This window comes from Coprococcus phoceensis, from assembly GCF_900104635.1.
In the GTDB taxonomy this organism is placed as follows: domain Bacteria; phylum Bacillota; class Clostridia; order Lachnospirales; family Lachnospiraceae; genus Faecalimonas; species Faecalimonas phoceensis.
Map to the genome: position 1 here is coordinate 2,621,802 of NZ_FNWC01000007.1, position 10,673 is coordinate 2,632,474.

Below are 10,673 nucleotides of genomic sequence, written 5' to 3' on the forward strand. Positions count from 1 at the left end.
TCTGGACCTCTAATCTTTTGTCTTCACTTGTTACTTTAATTTTTTCCTTTTTAGCCATTTTTGCTGCTTTGCTGCCTCCTGAAAGCATTGCATCAGCTGATTGGAAAATGCTCCGCATTCACCATTTGAAATCATCTGGATTGCCTCTTCAGGTTCATATTTCCTTTTGTATGGACGATCATTGATCAATGCATCGTAAGCATCAACAATCCCAACGACCTGTGCACACATCGGAATCGCATTCCCTTTTAAACCGTCCGGATATCCTGATCCATCATATCTTTCATGGTGATGTCTGCATATTTCATAGCTATATTGATTCAGCTTTTCCGTTGTTACCCCCTCTGGGAATCTCTGGGTCATCGCTGCACCTACTAATGGATGTTGCTTTACTACATTCATTTCTTCATCCGTCAATTTTCCATTTTTATTTAAAATTTCAAGTGGTACTTTTATCTTTCCAATATCATGAATCGGTGCCAAATGAGCTACTGACGCTATTTCTTCATCCGTAATCCCGTATTCCGGATATTTATTCTGCAATTGAAGATATACCTGTTTCGTATAGAAACTGATATCGTCTTGGTATCCTGCTTCAACTAAATGATTATGATTCAATAGAGTAGTTAAAAGTGATACCATATCCCAATACTGCTTTGCCATATCCTGTTCTTTTTTTATGAGTTCTCGTTCCATCTTTATAACTGTGTTCTGGACAATCTTCTCATTATGTAAGGTAATAATTGCAGTATTCTCATTTGCATCTATATATTTTTTTGCTTCCATCCAAACATATGCATTCTTATCTTTTCCGGTAATTCTACGGTACGGAAGATCTTTTTCCATACATCCATCAACTAATCTTTCTTCTAATCCTTCACTTGATAAGAAGTCCTGAACCATTTTTTTGTCAGAAGCATACACGTATCTTTCTACATATTGGCTTATGAACTCTTCATAGTTTTCTGTTTTTCTTGCTTTCTCATATACTTCACGGATATGTGAATACACACACTCGTAGCTTTTTTCCTTTAAGCTCAGTTTTAATACAACATAAAATCTTCCAAAATATTCATCTTCTCCAGGGCGGATAACGTCTGAAACCTTTACACTCTCTAATTTATTATTGTATGTATTCTGCAAGCTCAACAATATTTTATGTATCTTGCAGGTATCTTCCAAATTTCTGGAACAAAAACGATCTTCTTCCAAACAACGATTAATTGCCATTGTTTCCTCTACACACGATATAATTTCCATCAGAGAAATATTCTCCGGTTGTTTTGCCAGCATATAGCCACCATTTATCCCTTCACAGGCAGTGACTATTTTTGCATTTTTCAGTTTTTTCGCTATTTTAGGAACATAATTAGCAGAAACATTTAGCTTCCGTGATAATTCTGATGTAGATACCATCCGTTCCTGTGCTGCTAAGTAACATACAATTCTAATTGCGTAATCTGTTGAATTTTTTAGTTGCATCGTTATCCATCTAATCTAAACCCTGCAAAGTCTTAGTTTATATCAAAAAAATATTCAGAAATTGATATATTCAATGTTTTTCACCGATAATTTTTCTCATTAATTTTATATTATACGCTATTAAATTTATAAATATAATGTGCAACGAACGAAAAATTTTTAACGTTTTTTTGTTCGAAGTGCTCCATTTTCGATTAACAGGCAAAAAAAACGAACCACACTAACCATGTTGTTGTGTGATTCGTTATCTTTTATAACAATTCTAATATTTTTAATATTATGAATCTCATCTTTGCCTCTCCAAAAGATTCTTAAAAATTCTACATTACTTCAAGAACTCGAATTGCTATCAATCCAATTCGAACACTAAGCACTTCTGCTGGATTATTAAAATCTATATTCGTTATTTCTATTATTTTCTGCAAACGATATGAAGCAGTTCGATAATGAATAAACATTAATTCAGAAGTCTTTTTTAAGCTTTGGTTGACATTCAGATAACATTCCAATGTATCAACCAGCTCTCCATTTTTCTGAATATCGTGCTGGCGAAGTTTATTCAATGACTCTGGTATAAACGCTTGCAACTGATTTATATCTTTCATCTTTTCCAGTACATGATTAAAGAATCCTATCTTTGTACTATCTATAACTGACTTATCCTCGTCTCCGATTATTCGTCTAATAACTTTAATATATTTAAGCGCAATTTTAGAAGATTTAAAAGACTCCTTCAATTCATGGTATCCTGTGACAGTTTTACCTATACCAATCAGAAAATCTATTTCAACTCCCCTATTAACTAGAAATTCTTGTATCGTTTGCTGCAGTTTCTCCAGTTTTTTACGAAATTCCAATCCGGTTTCCCGTTCCGTTTCTCTGTGAATATATACAATCTGGTTGGTTTGCAAAAAAATATGCTCCCTCGGTAAATAACGTATAATTTCCTTTTCGACCATTTCTGTTTCTTTTATCTGGGCATTGGTAAATTTTTCTATATTCTTTATTGCATCCATACGGAAAGTGACAACCCGATATATCTCTGCATCATTAAGACCAAGCATACCTGCAACTTCATTTTCTTCATCATTTGACAGCGAACCATCCAGCATACGATATTCCAAATCTCTTAGATGTCGTTTTTCAAGATTCTCTTCTATTACATGTCTGATCAAACTAAACTGTAATGTAATGATAATATTCTCTAATGCGATAAAATCCAATTTTCCTAACGGTTCATTCTGTTCTGAAACAACAAAATACATTTCTTGCCTTTTAAAAATATCGAGTTTCTTAATGTATTCAACATACTTCGTATTTTTCCTTTTTTGACACAAATATTGATATCTTGTGATAATTTCAGGCTTATATTCCGTAATATTTTTTTCCATTCTAAAATCCTGTGTTTCCGAATTACTTGAAAAAAAACAGGTTCCATCTGCGTTATATAAACCGACCGGATTCCCGAGCATGGTACTGATCAAGAAAAATATTCTCTCTATAGATTCCCTTGAATCTATCATGTTCAGTAAAATATTACTTAAATTATCATGTGTCATCTTAAAATATTTCAGTTTTGCAGTTTCAATATCACACAACTGAAGTAGTATATGCTTAATAATTCCCCAAAAATACAAATCCTCAGAAATTTCTATCACGGGCAAATGATACTCCTGCGAAAATTCCATTAAAATATTAAACAGTCTTTTCAGGTGTTCAGTTCTCTGATAGCACTTTACTATAAATCCACTTATCTGCTTTTTATCCAATTCTTTTAAATGATACAAAAAAACATCTTCCTCTGTATCCTCATAGGCTCTCATACTCGTTAGGAGCAGCTCCCCCCCCACCAGGAATTTTTCCATTTCTGGCATTTCAATGATTCGGGCTCCTTTAATTTCACGATCAATTCCGGAATGATCACTTATCAGCTGCATTTCCGGGAATTTGTTTGATTCAAGCAAGTCCTTTACTGTATACCCCATTTGTATTCCCTTCCTTTTACAATTGAATTGATTCATCTTTCTTTTGCTTTATTATGCCATATCTATTTTAATATATTGGTGGAGTTATTTCTATAATTTTTTTTCATATTCTCTAGTTTGTTTTCTTAGCTATTCTGATAACCCATCGGCATCTGGTTTTATAATCTCCGAGACCTTTATGCCCTTTAGTAGATTGTCATAAGTTTGCTGCACATCCAGCAATATTTTATGTACTTTACAATGCTCTGTTGCATTTCTGGAACAAAACCCATCCTCTTCTAAACAACGATTTAATTTCATGGTTACTTCCGTGGAGGATATTATGTCAAACAGAGAAATATCTTCTGTTTTTTTCACAAGTGAATACCCACCTTTTATTCCTTCGCAAGCTGTAATTATATTCGCTTCTTTTAATTTTTTTGTGATCTTTGGAATATAGCTTTCTGGAATCTTTAATTCGTAAGCTAACTCAGACGCAGTGATTACTTCACCACGACAAGCCAGATAATATACTATTCTGATCGCATAATCCGTTGTAATTTTTAATTGCATAATTGCTCCTCTCCAAAGCAGGAAAAATCCCGAATTATTATCCTTGCGCTTCATCTTTTATCGCCTCAAGTCTAATAAATTCGGGATATTGTATAACCTTTCCTCTTTACCTCATTATCAGCTTTTTCAGTTCTTCTTTTTTATTCCTTTAAAGAATACCATACCAACTATACTGATAGCAAGAACTAAAAACATCAAAACCATCAGGCCATTGTTTGCAAGTGTTCGTCCTGTTACAGGCGGTTCCATTGTTGATTTATTAATAAACGCAATGTTTATTTCTTTGTCCATCTTGAAAGATGCATCTCTTCCATCTGTGGCGGAACCATTATTTATTTTATATGTTGTCTTATAATTCTTACCCGGATCCTCTTCGGACACCTTATATGACCAGCCTGTCGGCAGACAATTAATCTTTACAGATTCATCTTTTTTTAATGTAAAGGTCGCTTGGTTATTTGCAAAAGAAAGGGGTATTGCTGTCGCCTTAGACCCTTTTGTAATATAAATCTGTCCGTCCTTAATCTGCGATATGCCCGGATCTGCTCCTGCAGGTGGAGTTGCTGTAAGTGTAAATGTAAATTCTTTATTCGGTTCCTGATTATATCCTGCCACTGTTTTACTGACTTGCAAGACAGTAGGTTTATAATACAGTTTTAATACGACAGGCTCTGATAAAGCACCGTTCTCCACATCCTTTTCTAATGTATTTCGCTTATCACTTTCATCAAATACATAACCTGGAAATGTTCCATCCGGCTCAGGGTTCGCAAACGCCTTAACGGTCTCGCCGTCAGCAGAAAATGAAATGGTTCCTGAAGTTGTCTTCTCAAGTTTTTCCGTTCCATCCGGTATCTTGAGATAATGCTCAACCTTTATTTCTTTTTTGGCTGTTTTTTTCCACTGTGCAACAATCTGATATCCTGTATAATTTTTAGATGCAAATACAGGCAGATTCGTATTATTTGCATATCCGTAATTCTCATCAGAAATCGTAAAGAGTTCACCGTTACTATATGTCTCTTGACTTAACTTACCAGCTTTGTTTTTCAGCTTCCATCCTATAAATTCATAGCCTTCGCAAGTGGGTTCTGCCCAACCTTCACCCATAATAAAGGTAGTACCTATAGTTCTTATTCCCTTTCCAGTTTCCAGATCCTTTCCATAAGAATGCATAGGAGTGTTGTTATAACTCCTTGTCTTCGGATTATCCGGAATGTTCTTCACATCTGCATTGTTAGGAAGCACTCCCATACCGGCACCGGAATTATAATGTACATATAGGCTACTGGATGCAACCATGAAAGAGGCAGAATATAAACGCCAGTCATTATCTGTTAGTAAAGGTTTTGCACCTCCCCACGCTAAATATCTGGTATAACCTTTTTCCTTCGCAGCTTTTTGTGCAGCCTGCCATTGATCATCATATATTTTAAAGGAATTATTCCCTCTTATAAGTGACGTAGCTGTCATTGCATCTATGTTACCAGCATCAGCATCATTCTTTTTTCCATCCCCACTAGGATTGTCGCCATGAGGCTGTCCATACATAACACCAATAGCATTTTGAAGTCCATTTGTAAATTCATACCCGGCTTTTGGCTTGGCAAAGAAAATTCGTACCTGTCTTATGTTTTTACTTCCATTATACGTTACTGGGTCCATATCTATGGTTTGATTATCTTTTACAGGAACCAGTGCTTGTTTCTCATAGTCCCACATAACTACGTCCAAACCTTCGCCGCTTCGGGTTTGATTCGTATATAGCCTTACTGTCACAGCCTGCTTTCCGCGCTCTTCTTTGTATGGTACTAAGGTAAAATTATAATCCTCAAATTTACCGGTTCGGACTTTCAAATCCATCTTATATTCATAAGAACAATTTTTTTCATCACCTCTAGTAGTTGTGTAGCTATCTGTCATCTTGGTAATTAAACTTAATTTACCTGGAGCCGATGAAACACTATCGCCTTTACTTATTGGCACCTCACTCACTCCGCTCTCAGAAGAGGCTTGAATGGAAGTACCATTCACCACCATATGTATTACACGGTAGCCTCTTTTCGTATGAAAAGCAGGAATATCTAAGTTGTAGCCTGACATTTCATAAACATCATCTGGTGTAAAAGTCCACATGATTTTGTCCTGATCTTTCAAATACTGCCAGCCATTCTTTTCACTATGCGCAATATTAATATATTCTTCTCCATTAATATCTTTTGTATTAATGAATATTCTGTAAATACTTTGTTCTTTATAGGTAATTGTAATCGTATCGTCTTTTACAAAGTTAATGGAATAGGTAGCTTTGTTTTCATTTCCATTTTCCTTCGTAATTGTCGCACCCTCTTGAGAAACAACGGATTCGATTATAAATCTTTTCGCTTTGGGATTATTTGCTTTTGCTGTGTCTGTGCCAGGAGTTACTGAAATTATAAAGTTTTCTCCCGCATTTACACGAATCTGATTCGATATATCAAGCGGCGCATCAAGGCTGCCATTTTTTTTTGGTGATTGTACCAGGTGTACAACTATCAGGAACTACTTCCTTTATGCTGACCAGATGATACTCCTGGTACATCATCGTTAGTTTCTGAGTATCATCCATTTTAATTGCAATCACACCATCCGTACTATAGTAAATGGTGCCATTATATTTTCCGATGTATACACAGTTCTTTCCATCTACTTTTGCACTCTTAAACTCGAAATGTCGGCCTTCTATAGATAGCTCTTTATGATCCGCAATTGCTCCAAATTGAATGACAGAAGGTGCTCCTGTAATTGGATTTCCATTGACATCTACATACTCTACTCTATTTGTTGAGGCTTCTTCTCCATTCTCGGCAACCGCCAGTAATTCTTCCTCCAGACTCTGTACAGACATTTGTTCCGGTGCATTCAGATCTGTTATCTGGTCTGCGGAATCCTCTGTTTCAGACTGTTCTCCTATATCAATCGTTTCTTCTGTCTCAGACTGCTGCTCACTTACTGGCTTCATTTCCCTATCTGTGTCTGATGCTTCAACTACTACATTTAAGGATAAAAAACATATAGAAAGAATCAAAATCCAAGAACATAAAATTTTTAAGTATTTTTTCCATATATTATGCCTCATCTTGTGATTCTCCCTTATTTCTTTTCTGCTTTTTATGGATTAAAACGCTTAGACAAATCAGTGAACCAAACAGCAATAAGAAATATCCCATAACAGGACTGTCATCTCCAGTCTTTACACTATTGATCTTTCCTGATTCATCTGAATTGGACGGACCAGATGGTTGTGACGGGTTTGAGGGCTGTGTTGGATTTGGCTTCTCTTCTCCAATATAACTATTCTTAAAAGAGATTGCTTCTATTTTCTCCCCCTTCTCATTTGCTACAATTGTGACAACTTTTAACTGATTCGATTCATTATAGTAAGCCTCGACAGTCACATAGTACCTGTTTTGATCATATTTATAATCATCCTTTTTTTCTGTCGTCTGATAAATGTTATAATGATACTGTCCTGCTGTTTTTACATTCAGTATAATCTCTGTTGCTGCATTCTTTTCCATTGTCCAGGAATACTGCATATTGCAGCTTCCGGCGGGCATTGGTGCGTCGCTTTGATCTGTTGTCATAATATAAGAAAATTCATCTGCAATGCCTTCCACTTCACTGTCAAAAATCTGTCTCACCGGAATTTTTACTACAGTACAATTATCAGATGCAAAAGCTGATATCTGCATGCTCAGAAAAAGGAGCATAGTCACCAATATGATAGTTACTTTTTTTAAATCAAGGATTTTCATGTTTTTTCTTTCCCTTCTTCATTTTTCTATCTACTATCAATAGTACGATAATAAGCAAAAGTATCCAGTAAATAGCCGGCACCTGAATCATCATTTCTTTAAATTCATCAATTCCCGTTCCCAGATTCTTGGCTTTCTCTTTCTCAGGATAGACCTGATCCGTAAGCCTTCCTACTAATATATTTCTTCCATTTGTCATCTCTGAAGTACATGTTATCAGAAGAACCAAATGGTCATTTTCCGTAAGTTCAAAGTTTCTTTTATATAAAGCATTGTCTGATATTTCCTGCAGATACGCCTGTTTTGCTTCCGGTTCCTCTGAACTGACACTGAACAGCCGTTCATTATAAGCATCTGCCTGGATCAATGCATAAAATTCAATTCCATGATCTTTTCCATCAAAAAAAAGATTTCCGTATGGATGTTCGTCAAAATACTCCTTATCTGTGAATAGCCCCACATCTCCAAACATTATGTGTTTTTCCATATGGTGTCCATAAATCATATTGTTAAAATCGGAAAAATCCGGTTTGTTTGCACAGTGCAAAAATATGGAACCACTTAAAGAATACTTGCCTTCGGCATCCGTATTCATATAAGTATCATCATCTTCTGCCTGAAGCAGCGGATAATTAACGTTTGTTTCATTTATTCGAATCCAGCCAATAATATCCGGATTGATTTTCTGCAATTCTTCAAAAGATTTCGTATGTTTTTCTGTTGGAATATAGGCTTCGTAGTTCTTCGCATCAGCCGCCTGATATACCTGATTGGAATCCCATAACATATAGCATGACAGGAACATTACCATAAGAATCAGCAATAACGCTATAAAATTCACCATATGATCGACTATTTTGACTAAAAACTTTGCTGCTTTTTTCATATGAAATATTCCTGAAGTTTCCTTTCTTATTGCAAAAGGGAATGCGACGGAGTATCGCCGCACGCATTCCCTTTGCTGTTTCTTTTATGATTTTATAAAATTATTTCTGTACTTTTTTGCGTTTGAAAGCAACGAATCCAAACAGTGCTACAGCACAAAGAGCAACCATCAGAACGTATGGAAGAGTGTTCATGATAATACCAGTTGTTGGTACGTTGTTGAATTTGTTGGTTACGTCAACAATGTTCTTTTTCTGGCCGAGTTTACCACTGGCTGTAATTGCTTCATTGTATTTTGTTGCTGCTTTAGATGTCTCTACACCATTAAGTGTAACTACAGTGCTTCCCTTGTAGTTTGCTTTTGCAGCCTCAGTAACTTTAATTGTTGTTCCTACTGGAAGTTCTGTGAATTTCATATTTTCGTTATCTTTCAGTTTAAATGTATGAGTCTTGCCATCTGTAAGATCAATCACAGTACCATTTGCTTTTACGCCACCAAGAGTTGCCTGATCTGTTCCTGCTGGGAAAGTAAACTCTGCTGTGAAGTCAAATTCTTCATTAGAATCAGGTGCAGTTGCATCTTCAGAGTTTACATTCTTTACAACCTTCTTCAATACATTTAAGGAACCGTTTGCAGTATAGTCAGGATCTGGATTTGAAGGATCTGGTCTTTCACCTGTACCTGCTTCCTGAACATAAGTGTTGACAAATTTGAAGCCATTCTTGTCTGAATCTCCAATATCCACTTTACCGATTATTCCTGTTCCTTCTTCAAATTCCTCGCCCTTGTCATCTTTTAATATATTTACAATAATCTTATTAATCTCAAATCCACTATCTGTATCTTGAACATATACATCCATTCTGTATTCTGCCTTGGACATGATTAACTCTTCATATTCTGTTTTTGCAACAACTGGATCAGCCTCTGCATTCTCTTTTACTGTATAGGAATATTTACCAGCCTCAGTAAAAGTTCCGCAATCAATCTTAGCTCTTTTTGTGGTTGTTCCAAGATCAGTTGATTCAAAACTGATTGTTGGAATTGTAACAGTATGAGCAGTCTTTATCACATCATTTCCATCTGTAATCTGTGTTGCAGTAAAGCTGAATTTTTCTGCCTTTCCCACCTCAGTATTATAGATCTTACTGATATAGGCTTCCTTTGCATTATTTGTTGTGTCTGTCGTTGTTTGATCCGCTGCCATTGCCGGCATTGCCAGTCCCATTGTCATAGCACCTGCTGCGACAATAGCGAGCATTTTCTTGGTGAATTTTTTCATGCTCATTTTAGTTCCTCCCTTGTGAATTCTTTTGTTTTTTATTTGATTAATGGATCCGGTAATTAAATTCCCCTGCTCCGAATAATCGCGATGACTTTTCCTTTGACATCTTTTATATCAATACAACCATAAATTCGGCTGTCCGATGCCTGAGGTCTGTTATCTCCAAGTATAAATACCTGGCCGCTCCCGACTGTGACCGGGAAATCCACTCCATCTTTGAATTGGGTGGTATCAAAGTAAATGTCCTGAGATATCTGTTCTGCACCATTTATCTTTAGTCCGTTTTTGGTAATGTCAACGGTGTCTCCCGCTACCGCCACAACACGTCCGACCGTGGTTCTGCCGTCGTCTTTAAACACTGCAACGTCACCGGAAATAAACCTTTTATCCAATCGGTAATACATGACCAGATCACCGTCTTTGATTGCCGGTTTCATGGAGACATCATTTATTCTTACAATTCCATAGAGAAATGTAAAAATAAGAAATACTGCTAAGATAATAAATGCAATCTTCAATAACAACTGAACAATATCCTGTGCTACAGATGTTTCCTGTACTATATTGTTGTTTTCATTTGACCGTTCAGTTTCGTTCTTCATCCTATCCTTCCATAAAAATGGATGCCCATAACCCTTCTAGGGGATTTATTTGTTTTATGTCAACTCAGACATCCACGGTATTAG

9 protein-coding genes are annotated in these 10,673 nt (G+C 36.0%); all 9 read right to left on the reverse strand.

All coding sequences use genetic code 11. From position 1 onward, the window contains the following. Positions 1–30: 30 nt before the first annotated feature. On the reverse strand, positions 31–1,482 hold the full coding sequence (locus BQ5364_RS16075) for an Rrf2 family transcriptional regulator (RefSeq protein ID WP_071144640.1): 1,452 nt from the start codon (positions 1,480–1,482) through the stop codon (positions 31–33). 320 nt (positions 1,483–1,802) lie between these two features. Further along, positions 1,803–3,467, reverse strand: coding sequence for a PucR family transcriptional regulator (locus BQ5364_RS16080; RefSeq protein ID WP_071144641.1), 1,665 nt, complete (start codon positions 3,465–3,467; stop codon positions 1,803–1,805). Between the two features lie 129 nt (positions 3,468–3,596). Next, on the reverse strand, positions 3,597–4,019 hold the full coding sequence (locus BQ5364_RS16085; protein ID WP_044986902.1) for an RrF2 family transcriptional regulator: 423 nt from the start codon (positions 4,017–4,019) through the stop codon (positions 3,597–3,599). Between the two features lie 126 nt (positions 4,020–4,145). After that, positions 4,146–6,155, reverse strand: a complete 2,010-nt coding sequence (locus tag BQ5364_RS18385) for a DUF7601 domain-containing protein (RefSeq protein ID WP_235837189.1) — start codon at positions 6,153–6,155, stop codon at positions 4,146–4,148. 352 nt (positions 6,156–6,507) lie between these two features. After that, on the reverse strand, positions 6,508–7,020 hold the full coding sequence (locus tag BQ5364_RS16095) for a hypothetical protein (protein ID WP_136017836.1): 513 nt from the start codon (positions 7,018–7,020) through the stop codon (positions 6,508–6,510). A gap of 106 nt (positions 7,021–7,126) precedes the next feature. Continuing rightward, on the reverse strand, positions 7,127–7,816 hold the full coding sequence (locus BQ5364_RS16100; protein ID WP_004611734.1) for a streptococcal pilin isopeptide linkage domain-containing protein: 690 nt from the start codon (positions 7,814–7,816) through the stop codon (positions 7,127–7,129). After that, on the reverse strand, positions 7,803–8,702 hold the full coding sequence (srtB, locus tag BQ5364_RS16105) for a class B sortase (protein WP_071144643.1): 900 nt from the start codon (positions 8,700–8,702) through the stop codon (positions 7,803–7,805). The genes BQ5364_RS16100 and srtB overlap by 14 nt, the downstream gene beginning before the upstream one ends. A gap of 100 nt (positions 8,703–8,802) precedes the next feature. Beyond that, on the reverse strand, positions 8,803–9,990 hold the full coding sequence (locus tag BQ5364_RS16110; RefSeq protein ID WP_071144644.1) for a DUF7601 domain-containing protein: 1,188 nt from the start codon (positions 9,988–9,990) through the stop codon (positions 8,803–8,805). Between the two features lie 56 nt (positions 9,991–10,046). After that, the gene (gene lepB / locus BQ5364_RS16115; RefSeq protein WP_071144645.1) at positions 10,047–10,589 is read right to left on the reverse strand and encodes a signal peptidase I; all 543 of its coding nucleotides are present in this window, start codon (positions 10,587–10,589) and stop codon (positions 10,047–10,049) included. Positions 10,590–10,673 lie beyond the last annotated feature (84 nt).

Excerpts from the sequence above, each read along its gene's own strand:
- BQ5364_RS16075 (WP_071144640.1), bottom strand. The coding sequence starts at position 1,482 with ATGCAACTAAAAAATTCAACAGATTACGCAATTAGAATTGTATGTTAC.
- BQ5364_RS16095 (WP_136017836.1), bottom strand. The coding sequence starts at position 7,020 with ATGAAGCCAGTAAGTGAGCAGCAGTCTGAGACAGAAGAAACGATTGAT.
- srtB (WP_071144643.1), bottom strand. The coding sequence starts at position 8,702 with ATGAAAAAAGCAGCAAAGTTTTTAGTCAAAATAGTCGATCATATGGTG.
- BQ5364_RS16110 (WP_071144644.1), bottom strand. The coding sequence starts at position 9,990 with ATGAGCATGAAAAAATTCACCAAGAAAATGCTCGCTATTGTCGCAGCA.
- BQ5364_RS16100 (WP_004611734.1), bottom strand. The coding sequence starts at position 7,816 with ATGAAAATCCTTGATTTAAAAAAAGTAACTATCATATTGGTGACTATG.
- lepB (WP_071144645.1), bottom strand. The coding sequence starts at position 10,589 with ATGAAGAACGAAACTGAACGGTCAAATGAAAACAACAATATAGTACAG.
- BQ5364_RS16080 (WP_071144641.1), bottom strand. The coding sequence starts at position 3,467 with ATGGGGTATACAGTAAAGGACTTGCTTGAATCAAACAAATTCCCGGAA.
- BQ5364_RS18385 (WP_235837189.1), bottom strand. The coding sequence starts at position 6,155 with ATGTGGACTTTTACACCAGATGATGTTTATGAAATGTCAGGCTACAAC.
- BQ5364_RS16085 (WP_044986902.1), bottom strand. The coding sequence starts at position 4,019 with ATGCAATTAAAAATTACAACGGATTATGCGATCAGAATAGTATATTAT.